General features: G+C 66.2%; 25 protein-coding genes and 1 pseudogene. 10 read left to right on the top strand and 16 right to left on the bottom strand.

Features of this window, described 5'->3' with window-relative positions:
* Positions 1-17: 17 nt before the first annotated feature.
* The gene (locus ABIC61_RS15990) at positions 18-590 is read left to right on the top strand and encodes an MBL fold metallo-hydrolase (protein ID WP_354030709.1); all 573 of its coding nucleotides are present in this window, start codon (positions 18-20) and stop codon (positions 588-590) included.
* Between the two features lie 410 nt (positions 591-1,000).
* On the opposite strand, the gene ABIC61_RS15985 is transcribed toward ABIC61_RS15990, so the two are convergent.
* The gene (locus ABIC61_RS15985) at positions 1,001-1,618 is read right to left on the bottom strand and encodes an MBL fold metallo-hydrolase (protein WP_354030708.1); all 618 of its coding nucleotides are present in this window, start codon (positions 1,616-1,618) and stop codon (positions 1,001-1,003) included.
* Entirely contained in the window at positions 1,615-2,586 is a 972-nt protein-coding gene (locus ABIC61_RS15980; protein WP_309887412.1) for an aromatic alcohol reductase, read from the bottom strand. The genes ABIC61_RS15985 and ABIC61_RS15980 overlap by 4 nt, the downstream gene beginning before the upstream one ends.
* Positions 2,587-2,695: 109 nt before the next feature.
* On the opposite strand from ABIC61_RS15980, the gene ABIC61_RS15975 reads away from it, so the two are divergent.
* The 3 genes from ABIC61_RS15975 to ABIC61_RS15965 all read left to right on the top strand — a co-directional run bounded on the left by ABIC61_RS15975 (position 2,696) and on the right by ABIC61_RS15965 (position 4,833).
* Positions 2,696-3,079: a MerR family transcriptional regulator gene (locus ABIC61_RS15975; protein WP_354030707.1), complete on the top strand. Its 384-nt coding sequence runs from the start codon at positions 2,696-2,698 to the stop codon at positions 3,077-3,079.
* Between the two features lie 448 nt (positions 3,080-3,527).
* Complete coding sequence (locus ABIC61_RS15970; protein ID WP_354030706.1) at positions 3,528-4,112, top strand: flavin reductase family protein; 585 nt, start codon at positions 3,528-3,530, stop codon at positions 4,110-4,112.
* A 160-nt stretch (positions 4,113-4,272) separates the two neighbouring features.
* Positions 4,273-4,833, top strand: coding sequence for a YceI family protein (locus ABIC61_RS15965; protein ID WP_354030705.1), 561 nt, complete (start codon positions 4,273-4,275; stop codon positions 4,831-4,833).
* A gap of 167 nt (positions 4,834-5,000) precedes the next feature.
* Here the strand turns inward: ABIC61_RS15965 and ABIC61_RS15960 are convergent, their stop codons facing one another.
* Genes ABIC61_RS15960 through ABIC61_RS15950 form a run of 3 tightly spaced genes read right to left on the bottom strand, consistent with a single transcriptional unit; the run spans position 5,001 to position 7,503 of the window.
* Positions 5,001-6,500 carry an ABC transporter permease gene (locus ABIC61_RS15960; protein WP_309887406.1) on the bottom strand — a complete coding sequence of 500 codons (1,500 nt, stop codon included), beginning with the start codon at positions 6,498-6,500 and terminating at the stop codon, positions 5,001-5,003.
* Positions 6,497-6,997 (bottom strand): MarR family winged helix-turn-helix transcriptional regulator, encoded by a 501-nt coding sequence (locus ABIC61_RS15955; RefSeq protein WP_309887405.1) that lies wholly within the window; start codon positions 6,995-6,997, stop codon positions 6,497-6,499. The genes ABIC61_RS15960 and ABIC61_RS15955 overlap by 4 nt, the downstream gene beginning before the upstream one ends.
* A gap of 44 nt (positions 6,998-7,041) precedes the next feature.
* Positions 7,042-7,503: a MarR family winged helix-turn-helix transcriptional regulator gene (locus ABIC61_RS15950; protein ID WP_354030704.1), complete on the bottom strand. Its 462-nt coding sequence runs from the start codon at positions 7,501-7,503 to the stop codon at positions 7,042-7,044.
* A 74-nt stretch (positions 7,504-7,577) separates the two neighbouring features.
* On the opposite strand from ABIC61_RS15950, the gene ABIC61_RS15945 reads away from it, so the two are divergent.
* Complete coding sequence (locus ABIC61_RS15945) at positions 7,578-8,342, top strand: SDR family oxidoreductase (protein ID WP_309887404.1); 765 nt, start codon at positions 7,578-7,580, stop codon at positions 8,340-8,342.
* 625 nt (positions 8,343-8,967) lie between these two features.
* Here the strand turns inward: ABIC61_RS15945 and ABIC61_RS15940 are convergent.
* Entirely contained in the window at positions 8,968-10,005 is a 1,038-nt protein-coding gene (locus ABIC61_RS15940; protein WP_354030730.1) for a PDDEXK nuclease domain-containing protein, read from the bottom strand.
* 114 nt (positions 10,006-10,119) lie between these two features.
* Between ABIC61_RS15940 and ABIC61_RS15935 the strand changes: the two genes are divergently transcribed.
* Complete coding sequence (locus ABIC61_RS15935; protein WP_354030703.1) at positions 10,120-10,467, top strand: histone-like nucleoid-structuring protein Lsr2; 348 nt, start codon at positions 10,120-10,122, stop codon at positions 10,465-10,467.
* A 409-nt stretch (positions 10,468-10,876) separates the two neighbouring features.
* Here the strand turns inward: ABIC61_RS15935 and ABIC61_RS15930 are convergent, their stop codons facing one another.
* The 3 genes from ABIC61_RS15930 to ABIC61_RS15920 form a co-directional block, all read right to left on the bottom strand.
* A complete protein-coding gene (locus ABIC61_RS15930; protein ID WP_309887401.1) occupies positions 10,877-11,761 on the bottom strand; it encodes a hypothetical protein in 885 nt (294 codons plus the stop codon).
* A 63-nt stretch (positions 11,762-11,824) separates the two neighbouring features.
* On the bottom strand, positions 11,825-12,043 hold the full coding sequence (locus tag ABIC61_RS15925) for a hypothetical protein (RefSeq protein ID WP_309887400.1): 219 nt from the start codon (positions 12,041-12,043) through the stop codon (positions 11,825-11,827).
* On the bottom strand, positions 12,040-12,360 hold the full coding sequence (locus ABIC61_RS15920; protein ID WP_309887399.1) for a hypothetical protein: 321 nt from the start codon (positions 12,358-12,360) through the stop codon (positions 12,040-12,042). The genes ABIC61_RS15925 and ABIC61_RS15920 overlap by 4 nt, the downstream gene beginning before the upstream one ends.
* Positions 12,361-12,442: 82 nt before the next feature.
* Here ABIC61_RS15920 and ABIC61_RS15915 point away from each other — a divergent pair, with 82 nt between their 5' ends.
* Entirely contained in the window at positions 12,443-13,189 is a 747-nt protein-coding gene (locus ABIC61_RS15915) for an RNA polymerase sigma factor (protein ID WP_354030702.1), read from the top strand.
* A complete protein-coding gene (locus tag ABIC61_RS15910) occupies positions 13,189-13,797 on the top strand; it encodes a hypothetical protein (RefSeq protein ID WP_309887397.1) in 609 nt (202 codons plus the stop codon). Before ABIC61_RS15915 ends, ABIC61_RS15910 begins: the two co-directional genes overlap by 1 nt.
* A 101-nt stretch (positions 13,798-13,898) precedes the next feature.
* On the opposite strand, the gene ABIC61_RS15905 is transcribed toward ABIC61_RS15910, so the two are convergent.
* The 3 genes from ABIC61_RS15905 to ABIC61_RS15895 all read right to left on the bottom strand — a co-directional run bounded on the left by ABIC61_RS15905 (position 13,899) and on the right by ABIC61_RS15895 (position 15,500).
* Positions 13,899-14,201 (bottom strand): ArsR/SmtB family transcription factor, encoded by a 303-nt coding sequence (locus tag ABIC61_RS15905; RefSeq protein WP_309887396.1) that lies wholly within the window; start codon positions 14,199-14,201, stop codon positions 13,899-13,901.
* Positions 14,202-14,282: 81 nt separating this feature from the next.
* A complete protein-coding gene (locus ABIC61_RS15900; RefSeq protein ID WP_204621140.1) occupies positions 14,283-14,438 on the bottom strand; it encodes a zinc transporter permease in 156 nt (51 codons plus the stop codon).
* Positions 14,439-15,047: 609 nt separating this feature from the next.
* Positions 15,048-15,500, bottom strand: coding sequence for a MarR family winged helix-turn-helix transcriptional regulator (locus tag ABIC61_RS15895; RefSeq protein WP_354030701.1), 453 nt, complete (start codon positions 15,498-15,500; stop codon positions 15,048-15,050).
* A 58-nt stretch (positions 15,501-15,558) separates the two neighbouring features.
* Between ABIC61_RS15895 and ABIC61_RS15890 the strand changes: the two genes are divergently transcribed.
* Positions 15,559-16,296 (top strand): SDR family NAD(P)-dependent oxidoreductase, encoded by a 738-nt coding sequence (locus ABIC61_RS15890; protein ID WP_354030700.1) that lies wholly within the window; start codon positions 15,559-15,561, stop codon positions 16,294-16,296.
* Between the two features lie 99 nt (positions 16,297-16,395).
* Here the strand turns inward: ABIC61_RS15890 and ABIC61_RS15885 are convergent, their stop codons facing one another.
* Positions 16,396-16,806, bottom strand: a complete 411-nt coding sequence (locus ABIC61_RS15885; RefSeq protein ID WP_354030729.1) for a VOC family protein — start codon at positions 16,804-16,806, stop codon at positions 16,396-16,398.
* Positions 16,807-17,004: 198 nt separating this feature from the next.
* Entirely contained in the window at positions 17,005-17,700 is a 696-nt protein-coding gene (locus ABIC61_RS15880; protein ID WP_354030699.1) for a helix-turn-helix domain-containing protein, read from the bottom strand.
* 66 nt (positions 17,701-17,766) lie between these two features.
* Here ABIC61_RS15880 and ABIC61_RS15875 point away from each other — a divergent pair, with 66 nt between their 5' ends.
* A complete protein-coding gene (locus ABIC61_RS15875) occupies positions 17,767-19,164 on the top strand; it encodes a CoA transferase (RefSeq protein WP_354030698.1) in 1,398 nt (465 codons plus the stop codon).
* On the opposite strand, the gene ABIC61_RS15870 is transcribed toward ABIC61_RS15875, so the two are convergent.
* Positions 19,150-19,539, bottom strand: coding sequence for a hypothetical protein (locus ABIC61_RS15870; RefSeq protein ID WP_354030697.1), 390 nt, complete (start codon positions 19,537-19,539; stop codon positions 19,150-19,152). The genes ABIC61_RS15875 and ABIC61_RS15870 overlap by 15 nt on opposite strands.
* Before the next feature lie 1,019 nt (positions 19,540-20,558).
* Positions 20,559-20,774, bottom strand: a pseudogene (locus ABIC61_RS15865) (ubiquinone-dependent pyruvate dehydrogenase); the annotation flags it as partial.

Raw genomic sequence — 20,774 nt, 5'->3', positions numbered from 1 at the left:
CCCGACGAGGAGTCCCTTTGTCCGCAACACCCGCCCTCACCAGCACTCTCGATCTCGGTGGGATCACCCTGACCTACATTCCGGACGGCGAGTTCCGCGCCGAGCCAGCGCTTGCGTACCCCAGCGGCCACGAGGCGATGCTGTCCGACGACCTCGACGTCGTCGACGACGACGGCATGCTGGTCCTGAGCATCGGCGCGGTCCTGATCAGCACCCCGGACCGGAAGGTCCTCGTCGACACCGGCATCGGCATCGGCATCGGCATCGGCATCGGCATCGACAACCGGACTATCCCGCTCGTCCGCCCCGGAACCGCCCGGGATGCCTTCATGCGAGGCGGCACGCTGCTCGACGAACTCCGCAAGCTGGGCGTCCAATCCACGGACATCGATGCCGTGCTCCTGACGCACCTGCATGCCGACCACGTCGGATGGATCGACGGCATCTCGACGTTCCCGAACGCGGACTACCTCGCCGACAGCTCGAGGACGGCTCCGAACCCGTGGCCGGTGTCACGGCGATCTCCTCGACCGGACACGCACCGGGACACGTCGCCTTCGCAGTCCAGGGAAGTCGTTGTCGCGCGCTGATCGTCGGCGACGCTGTGCACTGCCCGGGCGAGCTGATCCACCCCGACGTGGTGTGGGTGGGCGATCACGAACCCGCCGAGGCGGTCGACACACGGCGTGCCATCGCCGACCGTGTCGGGGACGGCGACATGGTCGTCGTCGGACCACACTTCCCAGACGCAGTGTTCCGACAGTTCCACCATGATTCACCAACGGCGCTCACCGAGGTGATGGCGGGCGTCAGCCACAGCAGCAGTCCGGCGCACAGCTCCTCGGCCTGACGAGATCGTGCGGACCGTCCCTGCTGCCGAGCGCGAGGACGGTCCGATCGGCCGTCAGCCGGTCACGGACATCGAGGCCGCGAAGCCGCGAAGCTGACGCCAGCATCGCAAGCAGCACCCTCCGCGCATACTCGATCGGCGGCTGCGTCATTACGGAACGACGCCAAGGTCGAGCGTTGAGGGGTCTACTCCAGGGATACGCCGGCGCGGGCCTCCTCGCGCTATCCCGACGAACCCGGCTGAGGCGAACACGCACCCGGCGGGGGTCACAGCGCGGATGAAGTCGATGATCTTCTCCAGATGCGCGAAGGGTCCCGACATGGGCACGAGCAGGGTTCGGACCGGCTCGTCTGGAACGAAGTACGAATCCCCCGGGTGGTACACGTTCTCCTCGACGATGTAGCTGACGTTCGCCGACACCGGCAGGTCGGGGTGGATGATGGCGTGCGCACCGCCGACGACCGCCACGCGGAACCCGGCCACGATGCCGCTGTCGCCTGGAGCGACCACGCGGACGCGGTCCGGGCGATCGGGCAGGAGAGCAGCGACGCTCGCTGGTGCCCAAACAGTCAGGGTGGGCTGGCCATCGAGGGCGGCGGTGACGAGGTCGACGTCCGCATGAACCGGGTGCTCGTGGGTGATCAGCACCGCGGCCGCGGCACGGATCAGCTCCGGTGCCGCGGCGGTGAAGGTCCCTGGGTCGATGAGCAGCGATTTGCCGTTCTCTTCGAGGACCACAGTCGGGTGCGCGTACTTCCGCAAGATCATCGGTGCGAGGAGCTCTCCGCCGTCGTCGCAGTGCCGAGGTTCTGGGCGATCCAGGTGGCAAGCGTGGTGGTCGGGATGTTCCGCCGCGCGTTGAACGTTTCGGCCTTCGGCCACGCGACGCCGCGTCCCTGCGCGAACGCGGCCCGGTACTTCCGAGTCATGTTCTCCGGGTCAGCCGCGAGCTCCGCCATCAGCGTCGACTCGGACCACACCCGCAGCTCGAACGGACGCTCGAGGACCGTCTCGAGGGTCTCCGCGAGCTGGCCGTAGGTGATCGTGTCGCCGGCGACGTAGACGATCTCGTCGCGGATCCGCGGCTCGGTGAACACGATCTCCGCGGTCAGGGCGCCAATGTCCTCCGGAGTGGTGACCGTGACGGCGGTGTCCGCCGTGCCGAGGGCGTTCACGGTGGTGTTCGGCAGGTCGACCATGCCGGAGTCGGCGTCGAAGAGGTAGTTCATGAACATGCCGGTGGAGATGATCACCCACTCCGTGTCGTGCTGGGAGCGGAGCAGGTCACGGACGTCGAGCTGGGAGTCGAAGATGTCCTGGGGGCTGCCCCGGCCGATGACGTCGAAGTCGACGCCGAACTGCCACGGGAAGTACCGCGGCAGCTCCGCCACGAGTGCGGCCTGCGCGACCTTCATCGGGGTGTCGAGGCCGGCGGTGATGCCGGTGCAGCCGATGACGGTGTCGTAGTCGCGGAAGATCGCAGCGAGGTCCTCGACGCTGCTCTCCACCAGGTCGCCGCGGATGATGCCGATGCCGAGCTGGCGGATCTCGGCGACGTCGCGCTGCTTCGCTGGGACGGTCGAGTCGAGCGTTGTGCTCCGCAGCAGCACGTCGATCGTCGAGCCCTGCACCGCAGGTGCCCGGCGGGCGAGGTTTCGAAGGACGGGCATCCCGAGCTCTCCCGCTCCGATGACGAGGATCTTCCGTGACGTGCCGTCCCAGCTGCGCGCTGACATGTGTTCCTTCCTCCCGGGTTCCGACCGTCGGAACCAGGTACGCCAGGAAGGCTAAACTTTGACATCACTGTCAAGGTCAAGTCGGAACCCCGTGGAGGAGTCGAACAGCATGAAGATCAGCGACGCGGCGGAAGCGGTCGGAGCACCGGCGCGGATGCTCCGCTACTACGAGCAGCAGGGCCTCATCCAGGCATTCCGGTCGTCGAACGGGTATCGGGACTACACGGACGAGCAGGTCGAGCACGCGCGCCACGTGCGTGCTCTCGTGGAAGCAGGCTTGTCCACCCGGATGATCAAGATCGTCCTCGACATCGAAGCACCCGACCCCGGGCCGCGAGAGTCCCCCGGCGGTCGCGCCGCGGCGGAAGAACTCGCCCGTGAACTGCGGGTGGTCGAGAACCGGATCGTGTGCCTCGAGAAGAGCCGCGACGCGGTCACCGAATACCTCCTGCGCTCCGAGCACGCCGACCTCCTCAGCCCCGCACTCGCCTGACCCGTCCTCGGGCGGCTCGACTCCGACCGCCGGCAGGGCAACGGTGAGCCCCACCGCTGACGCGTCAACCCGCTCCGGGTGGCGCCGCATGCTCGGCCGCTGACACGACATCAGGCGCAGCATGCGGCTCTTCGATGCCAACGTCGTACCGACGCACGCCCTCCTCGCACCGCAGCACCGCAGCACCGCAGCACCCGTGACGGTGCACCACTACGCGGCAGCCTCTCCAGTCCCGGCCGGCTCCCCTCCCCAAGTCTCCGATTTGACCTTGACACAGATGTCAATGTTTACGCTGGCGAGCACGTGGGCGGACTCAGCGATTCCGCGACTCCCCCCTCCAAGGGGATGGGCGCTCATGCCGAGCCCGCGCATCCTGAGCGACGTTCCGGGTGACCAATCGCAACGCCCATGGAAACGACTCACCATGTCGAGAGAGAAATCATCTGAGATGAGCACCATGAAAGATCTGACCGCCCGAGAGTTCGGCTACGGGCACCCCACACCGCTGTTCATGATCGGCACCTACGACGAGGTCGGCAGGGTCAACTTCATGAACTCCCACTGGGGCGCGCTGAACCACGGCGGCTACATCAACCTCAACATCAACACCAATAAGAAGACCCATCGGAACATCGAGGCAATGGGAGCCTTCACGGTGACGCTTGCCACAGAGCAGCTGATGCCCTACGCCGACTTCTTCGGCATCCACTCGGGGTACCAGGTGCCCGATAAGTTCGCTAAAACAGGCTTGACAGTCCACAAGGCCAAGCATGTCAACGCGCCGATCATCGACGGCAGCACGCTCGTCATCGAGTGCGAGTTGGTCGAGGTTCTGTACGAGAAGCACATTCACACGGTGATTGGGCGCATCGCCAACGTTTCTGTTGATGAATCGGTACTCAACGCGAGCGGTCGAGTTGATGCGGGGAAGTTGGGCATGATCTTCTTCGACTCATTCAGCCGAGGGTATTTCACGTTGGGCGACAGGGTAGGCGACGCGTGGAGCGAAGGCCGGATCCTCTCGCCGCGATAACGCGAGGTCTCGGAGTGAGTCCCCGGTGAGGGATGACATCCGGAGCGTCCGCAACATCGGGAATACGCCGCGCCGACCGCCCGTTTGGTGACACGTCATCTAGATGCGGCGCCCCGCTGCCTTAGACAGCACCCACCCTCTTCCGATCGAAGGACACACCATGACGCTCACCGCCTCCGCCATCCCCGGCTACCAGACCGGCACCTGGAAGATCGACCCGACGCACTCCGAGGTCACCTTCTCGGTCCGTCACCTCGCCATCAGCAAGGTCAAGGGCTCGTTCGAGCGCTTCGACGCGACGCTCGTGACCGCCGAGAACCCGCTCGACACCAAGCTCGAGGCCTCGATCGACGTCGCCAGCATCAACACCAACCAGGCGCAGCGCGACCAGCACCTCGCCACCGGTGACTTCTTCCTGACCGAGGAGCACCCGCAGATGACCTTCGTGTCGACCGGCATCCGCGAGGACGGCGACGACATGCTCATCGACGGCAAGCTCTCCCTCCGCGGCGTCACCAAGGACGTGACCCTGAAGACCGAGTTCGGCGGCGTCACCACCGACGGCTACGGCCAGGTCAAGCTCGGCGCTGAGGCGACGACGAAGATCGACCGCACCGAGTTCGGTGTGAACTGGAACGCCGCACTCGAGGCCGGTGGCTTCACGCTCGGCAATGACGTGACGATCAACCTCGACGTGCAGTTCGTCCTCCAGGCGGCCTGAGCAACTCTGGCAGCAGCAGACGGCCCGCTCGCCCGATAGGCGACGGGCCGTTTGCTGTTGCGTTCGGTAGAAGGAGGGCCCCGCCGCGTGGGCACGAAGCACACTGAGCGCCTCGCGACGGCCCGGCCCGAGCTCGCTCGCTCGTGCCGCACCGGCGTCGGCGTGGGCTAACCGAGGACGCCGGTTTCCGCTGCCACGGCGTCGCCGTCGGCTTCTTCTGCCGTGTGGTCGGCGTCGCTGCTGTCGTCGCGTTGACGGTGGGCCGGGTGCCGGTGTCGGCGGTGTGTGTGCCGGTCCGTGTGCGCAGGCCCGTCGCCGCTGACATGGACGGTGACTTCCACCGGACCGGATTCCGCGGACGCTGTCGCGGTGATCAGGAGCCCGCTCCCGACTGATGGCGCGACACTCGGCACGTCATGATGCGGCGTGTGGGGTCGCCGCTCCTGCTGCACGAGAACCCCACCGCCTCCGCCGTGCGTCTGCGGGGCTTCGGTGTCAGCGGCGTGCGTCGACGCGTTCGCGTCGCGGCCGATCGTGGTCCAGTCATCGACGGGGGTGACGTAGCCGGCGTGGGTCAGTGAGGCGATCTGTGCGGAGGCCATCATGGAGCGCTTCCCGGCCCTGCGGTGCCGGCGGGCCTTCGCGATGAAGTACGGGCGCCCAACCAATGCCAGCAGGACGCCGGCGGCAGCGTAGCAGCCGAGCAGCAGCCAGCCCTGCCATGACGCGGGGCCGACGTCGTAGACAGTGCGCCGGAAGAGGTCGACGGTTGCGGTGCCGGTGACGAAGTCGTGGAGGAACTGGAACGGCTGCGGCAGCAGCTCTGCCGCGTACGCGCCGCCGGAGGCGGGCACGTTCGCGAACACGAACACCAGCAGCGCCGCTCCGGTGACGAACCTGCCGAGGAAGTACGCCAACCCGTTCACGACGCATCCCACAGCGAAGCTCGTCGACGCGCCGACGAGCCACAGCATCCAGAAGTGCCCCTCGACCGCGTGCACGACAAACCGGACCAGGACGACGGCGACGAGCGGGAGGATGACGCTGCCGGCGGCGATGACGGTGAAGCGTTGCCAGTGTCGGAGTCCCCCGCCCATCATCCCGACGAACATCGCGACCATGTACCCGGCGATGGTGCACAGCAACGTCAGGTAGAACAACGACGTCCCAAACGCGTCCGCCTTCGGCAGCGGCGCCAGATCGTCAATGGTGACGGTGGCTTTTGACGCGGTAGCGACGGAGCCGAAGAACTGTTGGGCGAAGGTGGAGAGCTGATAGTTCGCCGCGCTCGCGACCACGATCGTCGCCCGGCCTGTGCTCGGGTCGGGGGCGTAGGCGGCAGCGATGCTGCCATCGCGTACGGCTGTTCGCGCCTGCTCGAGCGTGCTGATGGTCGAGATGTTGACCGTGTCGCCGGCCGAGGTGCGGATTGCTGCTGCGGTCGGTCCGGTGATCTGGCTCTGCCCGACGACGGCGACCGGGATGTGGTGGAACGCCGGGGCGTGGAAGGCGAAGAGGTAGCAGAACACGAACGCGATGACGAAGAAGATCGGCAGCCACAGCTGCAGTCCGATCATCTGCAGCGCTGGCGGCAGCGTCTCGTACCAGGACCGGTACCGGCCGCGAAGGGACGGGCGGGACAGGGGGGTGACTGCGGTGTCGGTCATGCGTGCTGGCTCCTCACGGTCGCGGTGAGCCGCTCGGCGGCGTTGGTGTTGAACCGGCCGAGGAGCTCGGCGAAGCGCTCGAGGTCCTCGTCGGAGAAGTCGTTGGTGACCTCGCGAATCGTCGCGGCGCCGCTCAGGGACAGCTCGTCGAGGTGGCGTTGTCCTTCATCGGTCAGCGTCAGCAGCGACGCGCGTCGGTCGGCTGGATCGGTGTCTGCGGATACGAATCCGTTCGCCTCGAGCGCGGTGATCCGGCGGCTGATCGCTGCCCGGGAGAGCCCGGTGTCGCGTGCTGCGTCGCTGGAGCGGACCGGGCCGTTCAGCGCGATCGACTTCAAGATCAGCCGGGTGAGGGTGTCGGATCGTTCGTCACCCTCGGTGATGGCAGCGACGGTCACGTGGCGGTTCCACAGGCGGCTGACTTCTTCGTAGAGGCGGCGCTCGGATTGCTGTCGATGCTGGGTCATGTTGCGGACCACTATAGTTGCGCTGCGCACACAACCGATTCAGCATCCTTCTCCTGCACGCGGGAAGCGTCACATCAGGAGGCGCCTTGGGCGCTCACGAGGCGGGTAAGAAGGGCGGTGAGGGTGCGCTGTTCTTCGGTGGTCCACCCGTCGACGGACGCTCGAACCATGGCGGTTGCCGCGTCGCGCATCGCCGCGGCAACGTCTTGCCCCTGCTGGGTGAGGTGGACCAGTGCTGCGCGGCTGTCGTCGGGGTCTGGTTTCTGCCGGACGAGCTGCTGGTCAGCCAGGCGCCGCAAGGCTTTGGAGATGCCGGCTTTACCGATGCCGGTGGCTTTGACGATGTCGATCGCGCGAGCGGGCGGCTGCGCGTCGAGGCGCCAGATGATCCACCCTTCCGTGCTGTCGAGCGGAATCGGGAGCGTCGCGTTGAAGGCTTCCTGTCGAGCTCGAGAGCGCCAGAGGTCGGTGTAGGCGCGCAATGCGGTGATGAGCTCTGGGAGTGGATCCTCAGTAACAGGTTCCGGCGTGGGCACGACTCGACGGTAACACCGGCGTATGGTTTCCCAAGGAAACCAAAGCGGCGAGGGTGCCGCAGAACGGAGCAAGCATGTCTCGGACCATTGCTGTCACGGGAGCCGCGAGCGGCCTCGGCGCTGCAACCGCGGAAGCGATCGAGGCCGACGGCGACCGCGTCATCCGAGTCGATCTCCGCGAGGGAGATGTCACTGTCGACCTGAGCACCCGGGAGGGGCGCACCGAGGCGGTTGCGAAGATCGGTGAAGCAGCCGGCGACACCCTCGACGGGATCGTCACCTGGGCGGGCCTGGGCAGCGGAAGCGTGGCAACGCTCCTGGTGAACTATTTCGGATCGGTCGACGTCATCGAGGGCGTCCACGATCTCCTGGTCCGCTCACCGCAGCCCCGCGTCGTTGTCACCTCGTCACGGATGTCGCTCTACCCCGCCGATCATGGCCTTGTCCGACAGCTGCTCGAGCACGACCTTGACAGCATCGAGGCGCTCGGAGACGAGCCGGAGCAGTCGTTCTACTACAAGGCGTCGAAGACCGCGACGGCGAAGTGGATGCGGAAGAACGCTGTCGCACCCGAGTGGGGCGGGCGAGGGATCAAGATCAACTCGATCGCGCCGGGACTGATCGAAACTCCCATGACTCGGGGCACGCTCGACTCGCCGGAACACGCCCGCATGCTGCTTGACATGCACCCTCAGGCAGAGGACGTGCTCTCGCAGCCGTCCGAGATCGCGGCGATCGCACGCTTCCTCGCCAGCCCCGACGCTGGCCTCCTCGTCGGGCAGTGCCTGTGGGCCGATCGCGGCACCGAAGCCATTGAACGCGGCACGGACATCTGGTGAGCCCGGCAATCTCCACACAGTGCTCGCTGCGGCGCGACGTCGCGCGCAGGCAGTCTCAAGGAGCCCTGTCGTGAAAGCGTTCCGTCTCCTCGACGTTAATCAAGCCTCCGTCCAGTAACTTGACCAACCTGTTCCCGGTCAAGGGCAGGTGCTGGTCAGGGTCGCCGCCGCCAGCTTCTGCCAAAGCGTGCGGCGGATCGTCGACTGATCCCAGTACCGATGTACACGGTGAGCCCTGCAACTACCGTCTGAACGCCCCTGCAGCGCTACTAGGCGTCCCTTCGCCAGACCGCGGCACAAGCGGGCGATCACGGTCTATCGGGATTTAGCAGGCGAAGGAGCTCCTGGAGCCATCGGGAACTCGGGCCGGCGGCGCCAACGGCGACGGCAACGGCGACGGCGGCGGCGGCGGCGGCGGCGGCGGCGGCGGCGGCGGCGGCGGCGGCGGCGGCGGCGGCGGCGGCGGTGACGTCATGCTGCTCCAGCGGTACGCGGGATCCATGAACCTGATCACCGGCGTGAGCTCGTCACGAAGTTAGGTAAGGGCACGACGCTGGTGTGCCGGCGCGCGGCAGGGGGGTATCGGCTGTGTGCGCCGCATGACCCGGGCAACTCTCGGCCGTGCTCACGCTTCGCCGTGGAGCGTGTCCGGTTCTGGCCGCAAGGCGGAAACTAGATCAGCTTCTGAAGGAAGCGCCGCACGTGCCGCGGGCGGGAGTAGGTCGTAACTGGCAACCCCGACCGGGCTCTGCTGGCCCGCGAGGGAGTAGCGGACGACAGCGTCGTTCTTGTCCGCGACCAGCAGCAGACCAACGGTGTCGGCATGCTGGGTGCGGCGGAGGCGGTCGTCGACGAGGGCGACGTAGAAGCCGAGCTGGCCGAGATACTCGGGCTTGAACTTCCCGGTCTTGAGCTCGATGACGACGTAGCGGAGTTGCTCGACGTGGAAGAAGAGCAGGTCGACGTAGAAGTCGTCGCCGTCGACGTCGAAGTGCACCTGCCGGCCGACGAACGCGAACCCCTCACCGAGCTCGCGGAGCGTGTCGATGATCCGGTCGACGAGCGCTTGCTCGAGGTGGCGTTCTTTCGCGTCGCCGTCGAGGGCGAGGAAGTCCAACACGTACGGGTCCTTGGTGAGCTGCTGCGCGAGGTCAGAGTCTCCCGCCGGCAGAGTTGCCGGGAAGTTCGTCGGTGCCGCCTGCAACCGGGCGTGAGCGCTGGTCTTGATCTGATGCTCGAGGACGTTGCGCGACCAGCCATGCGTCGCTGCTTCGTGGGCGTACCAGTCGCGGAGGTGGTGATCATCGAGCCGGTCGAGGAGCACGGTGATGTGACCCCAGGGCAGTTGTCCAACAGCCTGTTGGACGACCGCGTCCGCCGGCCACTCTCCCGCCAGCCGGCGCATGTAGAACAGGTTCGCGCGGGAGAAGCCCTTCATGTCCGGGAACTCGGCTCGCAGATCCGATGCAAGCCGGCCGATGACGTTGCTTCCCCACCCTTCTGCCTCCTGCCGCTGCAGGATGGTGGCGCCGATTCCCCAGTACAGCCGCACGAGTTCCGTGTTCACTCGCCGCTGCGCAGTGAACCGCGCATTTCTCACCTGCTGCTTCAGTTCAGCGAGGGCTGATGCGTACCCGGACGGGATCGGCGTGGTGTTGGTCATCACGACCATTCTGCCTCGTAACCAGGTTTGATCGTCGCCCTCATGGCGCAGGGGTCGATCCAATTTCTATGCCACAGAAGAAGCGCAGTCCCTCGAATGAAAGGCGGCGTTCCTATGGCGCAGAAAGTCACCACGCACCTGGTCGATGACCTGACCGGCGACACCATCGAGGAGGGCAAGGGCCGTACCGTGTCCTTCTCGTTCGATGGCAACCACTACGAGATCGATCTCTCCGACGACAACGCCGAGACGCTTCGGGAGGCATTCTCCGACTACGTTGCTGCCGGTCGAAAGGTCAGCAGCGGCCGTCAAGCGCGCACCAGCGCCGGCAGCACAGCCAAGCGAGGCAACTCCGACGAGCTCGCGAAGATCCGCGAGTGGGCAAACGCGAACGGACATGAGGTCTCGAGCCGCGGCCGCATCAGTCAGGCAGTGCGCGACGCGTACGACGCCGCACACTGAGGATCTACGATGATAGGACGGCCGCTTTCCCCTCGGGGGGCGGCTGTTCTGTTGCGCCAAGATATGCGGCGGAGGCGCCCGGGATTTTCTGGTGGTACGGCCTGGTGCCATCTGGCCAAGCAGAAGGCGGGCGAGCAGCGTGGCAACCCGAATGCCGTGCTGCTCGCCCGACTCCACCCTCCAAAACCGGAAGCCAGACAGCAAGCATCGTTCGTGAAGAGGACTGGGTGTGGTGCTGGTCGTCCCGGCGCGACCGAGGCGGTCGCCACCGGTCGGGTGCGACTGCCAGCACCACACCAACCTGTCTAACCGGCCCCATTGCTCATCGCACCGGTCTACCCGCGCACTGGGGCCGTAGACGCTCAATTTCGTGGATGGGCGCCCACATGGGGTCGAACCGTGTGGGCGGTTATGCGCAGGATGCGGCTTGAGTAAGGGCGTCGGTGGTGACTTTGAGATCGAGACCCGGGCCGGCGGACGGAGTGCCGTGTTGGGTGACCTCCCACACGGCGCCAATGGGGTCGGCCCCCATGAGGGTCGCGACGGACGGGAAAAACTCGTGTCCCATCCCGCTTGATGAGGATGCCCATGCGAGCTCGAGTTCGTCATCGAACGCGGCGTGCATCGAGGGTTGGCGGTCGATGCTGACGTGCGGCGTGAAACCGCCTCGTAGGGGGTTCTCCGCACCATAGGTTGATAGGGCGGGCATGCAGGTGCCGTTAGCGAAGCGGGTGGCGTGGTTCGCGTTGACGATCGTGCCCGTGAGGGTGTCGCCGTCGGTGTGCTTCTCGAACTGGATCGCGACCGGGAGGGTGTCGTGTTCGTCATACCCGAGGCCGGATCCGCGGTAGGGGGAGATAGTGCCGGCGAGGATCTTGCCGCCGAAGACGCTGCTGAGGATCACGGAGTTCGGGATGCTGAGCACTGCACGAACACCGGTGACTGTGGATCCGACAACGTCAGCTTCGTACACGGTGGTCGCGTAGGCATTTTTCTCTGAAATCTGCTTCGACACGGCGCTGTTCATGGACAGCTTCTTCCCGTCAGCGCTCAGGAATGCCTTCCCGTCGCGCCCGACAGCGCCAACCACCGCACCGCTGGTGGGCAGACGGAGAGCCTTGCCGGTGGTGTACGCCGCCGTGCAGGCGAGCTTTCCATCGACCTTCGCGATGCTGGCGCATGCCTTGGACAGGTCAACGGTCTGCGGCTGCATCGAGCAGCCGGCAAGGGTCGTGACCGCGGCCGCTCCGACAAGGAGCGCGGCGATGGTTGTGGTCGTGCGGGGGGAACGCATGAGGGGTCCTGTCTGCTTGGGGCGCGAGAGCGTCGGTGGAGCGGGGGGTCAGGAGCGGGGTGGTCAGGTGAGGGTCTGGTGGGGTGGGGTCATGAAGACGTGCACGATGACATGGCAGATCGTCTCGGCGTGGTCGGATAACATCGCGGCGCACGGCCCGGCCCCGTCGGCGTGCGCGGGGCGGGCAGCGAGGAGCAGCAACGTGGCAGCGGTGACAGCGACCACCGCCAAGGCAACCGCGACTTGAACCCCGGCTGTGGCGGCGGGCTGCCGGTTGGTCATCGGTCGGTCACAGTCACGGTGAAGGTGGTGCGGTGGCCGTACCGGTCAGTAACCCATGCGGTCGTGGTCCCGGGCTTGGTGAAGGTGAACCCGGCGTTGAAATCGACACCATCGGAAAATTGAGCGGCGCGGAACTGGGCGATCGCCGGGACGGCCGATCCGCCCGTCCACTGGGTTCCGTCGGGACTACTCACGATGAGAACGTCACCGGTGCGGACGATCACTGATCCGGCTTCGAGCTGCTCTTTCGTGCGGAACAGCGGAGCCGGTACGCCGCCGAGCTCGTGTGTGCGAGAAACATCGGGAGTGGTGTGCACGTCTGCGTGTTCGTTCCCGTGGCGGTGGAGCGCTTCGTCGAATCGAGACGACGCGATCGCGGCGCTCGCGCCACCTCCGACGATGACGATCGTGGCCGCGGCAGCGGTGAGGAGGGCGGTTGTCCGTAGAGGCATGGTGATCCTTTCCGTGTCCGGAGCTGAGGACGAGTGGGCTGGTGTTCCAGCCCGTCGTCACCTACATGGCCGGTACCTCTCGGGGGCTTTCACACGGTGCGAAGTTTCTTGGACACGGGCCGGTGAAAGGTTGGGCCGGGGGTCGGCCATGATGTTGCATGTGCACCCGCCTGGCCGAACCGTTGCGTACGAGGTGTTCGTGCGGACCCACGGCGATGCGGTGCTGCGGTTCCTGCGCCGTCGAACCGATGCGGACACTGCGGATGACGTGTTCGCGGAAACGATGCTCGTCGTGTGGCGCCGCTTCGACGTGATCCCGTCCGAACCGCTGCCGTGGCTCTATACGACCGCGCGGAACTGCCTCCGAGACGCTGAGCGGGCTGCCCGTCGTCGGCACCGGCTCGTCAATCGGATCACCACCGTTGATCCGCCGGTGGTCGCGTACACGCACTCCGCCGGCGAGGACGATGACCGGGTGTCGAAGGCGCTGACAAGCCTCCGGCCCGCCGACGCAGAGATCCTGCGGCTCTGGGCGTGGGAAGAACTCACTCCAGCACAGATCGCCAGCGTGCTGACGATTACCGTTAACGCAGCAACCATTCGGCTGCATCGGGCGAAGAAACGCCTCCGCACACGCCTCGAGTCGATGGAGATCGATCCCGCGCAGCGCACCACCACGGAAGGAACGGTGTGATGGACATCCGCGACGATGACGAACTGCGCGCTGCGCTTCGCCGCACCGATCCTCACCGTCACCCGTCCCGTCTCGACGACACGCGCATCCGTCGCCTCGTCGCGGCCGCTGAACGCGGCGAATCGCTCACGTCCACCGGCCGGCGTCGTCCGCGGACGACCCGCCCCAGATGGCTGCTCCTCGGCGGGGCCACGACCACGCTCGCTGCGGCCGCCGCCGCGTTCGCGATTCTCACCCCAGTGACGACTCCAGCCGGTGAGCACACCGGATCAGGAGTGATGCAAACCCCACCTTCCGCGTGCCCCACGCTGAGCGTCGACCAGATCCGCGCGAACGATACCGCGTTCGAAGGAACCGTCACCCGGCTCGACGGGGACACCGCAACCCTGCAGGTCTCGAAGGTCTACGCCGGCACACCAGGTACTACGCAAAGGCTCACCCAGATCCCGGACGACACCACCGGATCCGACACGCTGTTCATTGATGGGAAGACATATCTCGTCGCACTTTCCAACGGCGCCGTCACCGGATGCGGTGAAACAGGAGTCAGCACACCACAGCTTGAAGCACTGTTCAACGAAGCATTTCCACCCAGTCGTACCCACTGAGCAGTGCCCGATCAACGTCCCGGCGTGAGCGATAACGGCTGCCCCCGTCGGGAGCCGGCGGCCGCTGCTGCTGCCGGCAGAGCAGCAGTCCACGAGCCCAGTTACGAGTGAGGAGCCTGATCCTCGAGGGTGTGCGTCACGGCGTCGGCGACGATGTGCGCGACGTGCGCGTCAGCGAGGGAGTATTCCGCTTCGCGCCCGTGCCGGGCCACCGTGACAAGCCCGGCGGTGCGGAGGGTTCGCAGGTGCTGTGACACGAGGGGTTGTGAGAGCTGAGCTGCATCCGCGAGGTTCCCAACCGACGTGGGTTGCTCGCTGAGTAAGCACAACAAGTGCAGACGCGATGCCGACGACAACACCTTGAAGAGCTCAGCTGCAGGTTCGAGGTTCGCTCGGGGTGTCACACGGAAACATTAGTACTTGGACATGCGTTGCAACAGCAGCGGCGCTCTCCCGTCCGGGAGAGCGCCGCTGCTGAAGCGAGCTCAGTGCTCGTCGTAGTGGCCGTCGTGCTCGGCGTGCTTGTGGCCGTCGTGCAGATAGTCGACGTGGTCATCGTGCTGGACGGCTTCGTGGCCGCAGTCAGCTGCGTGCTGGTGCTCGGCCACGGTGTGCTCAGCGTGCGTCTCAGTGGCTGCCATGGGGGTCCTCCTGGTGTGGGTGTAGCGATGGTGTGGTCTCAGTACACCCGTTGTATGCATCAGTTGCAATGCTTTCATGTGAGAGCCTTCCAAGCTCGCTTGCCCTCGAGCACGGCGACGGCGCCGCCTCCGAGGGAACGCTCGTCGCGCTCACCCTCGTTGCCTTCGATCGCGCGTTCGCCGCAACCGACGACGCGAGTGGGGTCGCTGCGACGATCACGATGTCACGAACCATGGCCGGAACGGCCGGGGCGTTCGAGACGCGTACGAAGCTGCACACTAGGCCGAAACGCACTCCTCCGGGCTACGCTCCACTCGAGCACCGCTTGCCCGGAGCTCCGGCCGGACCGTCACGACACTGACAGTCCGGCCGTTCTCGTTAAAGCGCCGATAGCGGTCTCTTATGTCAGTTTGATCGTCCCGAGCATGCCTCTCCACCGCCACCCCCTCTTTTTCATCGCAGCCTGCGAGGAGCGCTAGGGCATGTAACGTTTGGCGCCCCTCACCGGGCATTCTTGCGGGACAGCTACACGCGAATGCCCAGGTCAACCAGCACACGGGCAAGTTGTCGCGGTTGACGCCTCGTCCCATGCCCCCATCAGGGACCGGCTATCGAGATGGCGCTGGTGGGCTGTCGAGCGCGAGGTGTTCGAGGACTCGCACCAGCGCAGCCTGGTCGGTGCCCTCGGTGCGTTGCAGGAGGTGTTTCCGGACCGCGTCGGCGTGGATCGGTCGGGCCACACGCACGAGACGCGCTCCCTCGTCCGTGATCCGCACGAGCACACCACCATCGACCGCACTGCGGCTGACGAGTCCGCGCTTCTCCATCCGCGTGAGCTGGTGGGACAGACGGGTGCGATCCCACTGCAGCGAGGCGCTGAGGTCGTTCTGTCGGAGCTCGCCGCCCCCGAGCTCGACGAGTCGGGTCACGATCCCGAAGTCTTGGTCGGAAAGTCCGCAGCCAGCCTTGATGTCCTCGGCCACCCGCTGCCGGACGGTGTCCGCTGCGGTCTTCCACGCATGCCAGAGGCGTTGTTCCTGCTCGGTCAGCGGCGCGGTCATGGGGCGACTCTATCGACCCTCTGTTGACGCATCAACACTGAGGGAGCATGCTGTTGACATGACAACGCCAAACAGGATGCAGAAGGTCGCGCTCGTCACCGGCGGGAACAAGGGCATCGGGATCGCGATCGTCCGCGGTCTCGCGCGAGAAGGTTTCACGGTCCTCCTCGGCGCGCGCAGCGCCGAGGTCGGCCGGGCAGCCGCCGCCACCGTCGACGGTGACGTGCGCCCGGTCGTTCTCGACGTGACGAATCAGGACCAGATCGACGGTCTCGTCGCGGACGTCGCTGACGAGTTCGGTCGGCTCGACGTCTTGGTGAACAACGCCGGCGTGAACACGCTCACGTTCCGGCCACTGGAGGACCTGCCCAAGCCGAGCGAGGAGACCGTCGACGACTTCAAGAACGTGTACGAGGTCAACGTCTTCGGCGTCGTGCGGATGATCGCCGCATTCCTGCCGCTGCTGACGAACGCAGCGGCGCCTCGGATCGTGAACGTGACGAGCAAGCGCGGCTCGATCGGCGAGGCGGGGGCCTGGGTGGGGCAACCCTCGATGGTGTACTCGAGCTCGAAGACCGCGGTCAACGCCATCACGGTGCACTACGCCCGCGAGTTCGCGGACACCACGCTGAAGATCAACGGCGCCGCCCCTGGACACGTCGCCACGGACTTCAACGACTTCCGCGGCACGCGCACCCCCGAAGAAGGTGCGGCTGTGGCGGTGCGACTCGCGACCCTGCCCGCTGACGGCCCCACCGGCGCGGTCTTCGAGGACGACACGCAGCTCGCATGGTGACCGCGACCTCGCGCGAGATCCCGGTCGCCGGCAATCCCGAGATCCATCCGACGAGACAAGCATCCCGGAAAGGAAGCGGTCTCAACCGGCACTCGGCTCCTAACGAGGGGGCGTCCGGTGAGGGGGTGCGATCAGTTCGAGGAATCCGCCGTGCGCACCCTCGAGATAGATAATGCGCGTGCCGGCGCGGGCACCGTTAGTCATCCGGTGTGGCGTCCCGGCTGGTCGCCAGCCGTGTATGGCACACAACTCGAGCACCCGATCGAGATCCGAGACCGTCAGCGCGATGTGCACCGTGCCGATGCGCGCCGGGGAGCCCGCTCGCTCCGGCGGCTCGGACGGGGTGTACTGCAACAGCTCGACTCGTTGGTGACCGAGCGTGACTGTAGCTGCGCGGATCGTCGCCCCGCCGACGCCGGTAGTCGCGGCCGTCGTGTCTGCGTCGAGCGAGAAGACACGTTCGAGGGTGGAACCGAGCCCGGAACACCACAGCGACAAGGCGTCGTCCAGGTCACGGTGAGTCCGGAGTGAGCGACGTTCGAGACGAGCGGTGGTGTCATCAGATCAGTAACGGGCTCGAACTCGTAATCACGATCTGCGGGCGACTGGCGCCGACACGGCCGTGTTCAGGGCGTGCTGCGCCAGTGGGGCGAGCCGTGAGTCGCTGGTACGCGGGCTGGCAGTATCCGCGAACGACGCGTCGCGGCTTCACAATGGGCCGTTGCTCGTCAGTTCCTGAGCTGCGGTCTTCAGGAGTGCGGTGTCGATGCCTCGGCGGCCGAAGAGGACAAGCGCTTCGCGGTCGTCTCGGTCAGGGAAGACCGCGACCGCAGCGACGGGTTCCTTTGAGAGGCCGTCACTCCAGGCCGTTCGTCGCCGCCGGATGGTGGGCAGGAGCCGTTCGTATTCGTCGACGAGCTCCGGATGCGCTGGGCGCGCGTCGCGAAGCACGTTTGCACGCACGTCCTTTGGCGCAGCGCTCAGGAGGAGCCGCCCGGCGGCGGTCGTGAGTGGGTTTCTCGGGAGGTACTGATCAGCAACGACGGCGAGGCGCTCGTCGAAGGGCCGCTGTGATCTTGCGGTGTAGACGACGTGGCGGCCGAGGAGAACGGCGATCGCAGTTGCGGTGTTGAAGCGTTCCGCGATCGCGTCAACGTCGATCCGGGCCCACTGGACGTGCCGCGCGGCGAGGAGTTCGAGGACCAAAGGAGCCGGCCCGATACTGAGTCCACGCTCGGTGCGGATGAGCCAGCCGCGCGACACCAGCCCGAGAGCGATGTCCTGAACGGATGACCTCGGGATGCGCAGTCGGCGCGCCAATTCACTCACCGTCAACGGGACGTCCGCGCGGGCCACCATGTCGAGTACGTCGACGATCCGATCAACGCTGCGATGGACACTCACACGTCCAGGGTGCCGCAGATGCGGCAATTCTGTGATCTGCACCATCGGTGGCCCGAGGCTTCGCGTATGAACTCCACGCCGCTTCAGGACCTGTCCAAAGTTCTTCGCCTCGATCTCTCGAACGCAGAGATCGATGGCTCCGAGCCCGAGACGACCTCCCCCCACCGCCTCGCCGAGTGCATGGCGGCGGCGATGGCCGCACACGGCTTGGCGGCAGCGGGGTTCGGTGCGCTGCGAGGCGGTCCAACACGATCTGTGCGCGTCCGAACCGAGGATGCGCTGCTGCAGCTCATGGCCGTCTTCGCGACGCGGATCGGTGACGTGCCAGCCGCGTCCACCATGGAGGACCCGCACCTCTTGAGCGACAGCGACTTCTACACGTGCCGTGACGGCCGCGAGATCTTCATTCTCCTGTCCTTCCCGCACCTGCGCGATCGAGCTCTTCGCGTGCTCGGCTGTGCGCCGGGAACTGACCGGATCGCGGCAGCAGCCGCGGGCTGGGACGCGCTCGCACTCGAGGAAGCAATCGTTGCCGCTGGCGGGACGGCCACCATGGTGCGGTCCCGAGAGGAGTGGGCAGCGTCGGCCGCAGGGCACGCGATCGCCGGAGAACCCTTGGTGCGCATCGAATGCACCGGTGATGCCTCCCCCGTTGGCCGCGCGGCGCTCGCTCCGTCCGATCCACCACTGTCCGGTGTTCGTGTCATCGACTTCACGCATGTGATCGCCGGGCCGATCGCTGCTCGTCTGCTCGCCGAGCTTGGCGCAGAGGTGCTTCATGTGTCGCGTCCCGACCGGGCCGACCCGAACGCCATGATCATCGAGACCGGCGTCGGGAAGCGGAACGCGTTCTGCGACCTTCGGACGGCAGCGGGCAAGGCGCAGTTCGATGACGTTCTCGCCGGTGCGGACATCGTCATCCACAGCTACCGCCACCTCGCCAGATTTGGATTGGATGCAGCACAGCTCGCGACCGAACACCCGGGCCTCGTCTTCGCCGACGTGCACGGCTGGGGCGACCGCGGGCCGTGGGCAGACCGAGGCGGGTTCGATCAGCTCGCCTGCTCCGCGACCGGTTTCGCTCTCGAAGAGGGCGGCGGGGAGCATGCCGCTCTCCCGCCGACGTACCTGTTGAATGACTACGTCGCCGGGTTCCTTCTGGCAGCAGGGATCGAGACCGCACTGACCCGGCAGGCGACCGATGGCGGTTCCTGGCACGTGCACGTCGACCTCGCACGGGTCTGCACGTGGGTGCAGTCATTCGGACAGAATCCGAACCAAATCACGGCGGGACCCGACCTTCGCGCTGGGCTCGCCGCCGTTGACACTGTGCAGATCGACGGACCGTTCGGACGAATCAGTGCCCTTCCGAGTTTCGTGCAGATCACCCCACCCTGGGATTCTGTACGCGGTGTTCCTTCCCCGTTGGGATCATCCGCAATGAAGTGGTCAGACGCTCACTGACCTTCCTGGACTGCCGCCCGGGCGACTAGTTGATTCGCGGACCGTGGGTAGCACGATCACATTCGCGGCTGAGGCGACCCGTCGGAACGGCATCTCCGGTGCGGAGCGGCGGGGCCGTGCGTCCCGTACGCGTCGCCTGGGTCGCTTCGCGTGCTGCGCGCCGAGCGGTGCGCCAAAGCTGCCGTACCGTCCGAACACACGATCGCGGACCGCTTCCGGAGTGCTCTCCCACTTGTCCAGTAGCATTCGAAACCGTCGGATCGCGACGTGGCTGCCACCGTTCATCCACGGAGCGTCGGACGCGCCAACCCAGACGGTGTCACCGGACAAGCCCCGGCTGACGGCGCTGTTGTTCATCCCACGGATTTGGCCCATCAGGTTCAGGTCGTTCGTGCTGCCAGCTCCGCCTGCTCGACTGCCTTTGCCGACGGCGACGCTGCAACACTGATGCCGTCGTCGCGGTCCGCGAGCCGAAACCAGCGGGCCAGGCAAGACCCGGACACCCCGAAGTCCTTCGCGACCTGCCGCGCCGACGTCTCACCGCTCCAAGCGACCGCGATCACGTCACGTCACGTCACGGCGGAACTCTTCCGGATTCACCTTCACCATGGTGCACATCCGTCCAGCAGGAGCCAAAGCTCCTACCTGTCAGGAGTCAACCGAACCTGCAGCAGTCCCTTACGCTGTTGATAGCGCAGCGGGGAACCATTGAACCGTGCCGGGCCTCAGCGTCGAAAAATCGGCCGCACTGCACTGACCTGAGAGCAAACCAGCCATCAAAGGTCCGGGCCAGCGGCGGGCGGTGAGATCAGCTCGAGGAAACCTCCGTGCGCGCCCTCGAGGTAGATGATATTCGTGCCGGCCCGGCTTCCTTTCGGCATGAGATGCGATGGCCCGAACGCATGCCAGCCATGCGCCGCACAGATATCGAGGACTAGGTCCAGATTCGCGACCTCGAGAGCAAAGTGAATAATGCGTATCTGCGAGGGCGAAGAAGACGCGAGCGCGGATCCGGGCGGTTCGCGTACCGAAGGAGCTCGACTCGCTGGACCCCGAGTGTGACCGTAGCGCCCCGGATCCTCGTCTGCGCGACGCTGGTTGTCTCTTCGTCGAGCGTAAACAACCGCTTCGGAGTGAGCCCGAGGCCTGAGCGCCACATGTCGAGTGCATCGTCTAGATCAGCGACTGTAAGCTCGGCGTGAGTTACCTCGGTGATCAGGGACGACATGGCATCATCATTTCGCGCTCACCGGCGAAGCTGCCTAGCGATTGGCCGTTATCCCGCGTCGCGAGACCGTCGTTGGTCTGTCGTAGCCGAGAGGCTCCGCAATACGCTGGAGCGGTATAGGACAGGTCCGCGATCCCTCGTCCGATCGACCGTTGCACTAAATGTCTCACAGCAACTGGCGGAGGTTCGTCGATGCGAGGTCGAGCAGCTCGTCGCCGCGGCCGGACAGCACGGTGCGGATCGCGTAGAGCGTGAAGCCCTTCGCCTGCTCGAGGGTCACCGCCGGCGGCATCGAGAGCTCCTGACGGTCGGCCTTCACCGACACGAGCGCGGGGCCGTCGTGCGCGAGGGCGGCGGCGAGCGCGTCCTCGAGCTGGTCGGA

Origin of the sequence: Curtobacterium sp. 1544 (assembly GCF_040544915.1) — a bacterium.
Taxonomy (GTDB): Bacteria; Actinomycetota; Actinomycetes; order Actinomycetales; family Microbacteriaceae; genus Curtobacterium; species Curtobacterium pusillum_C.
This window is presented reverse-complemented; position numbering and strand designations above follow the sequence as displayed.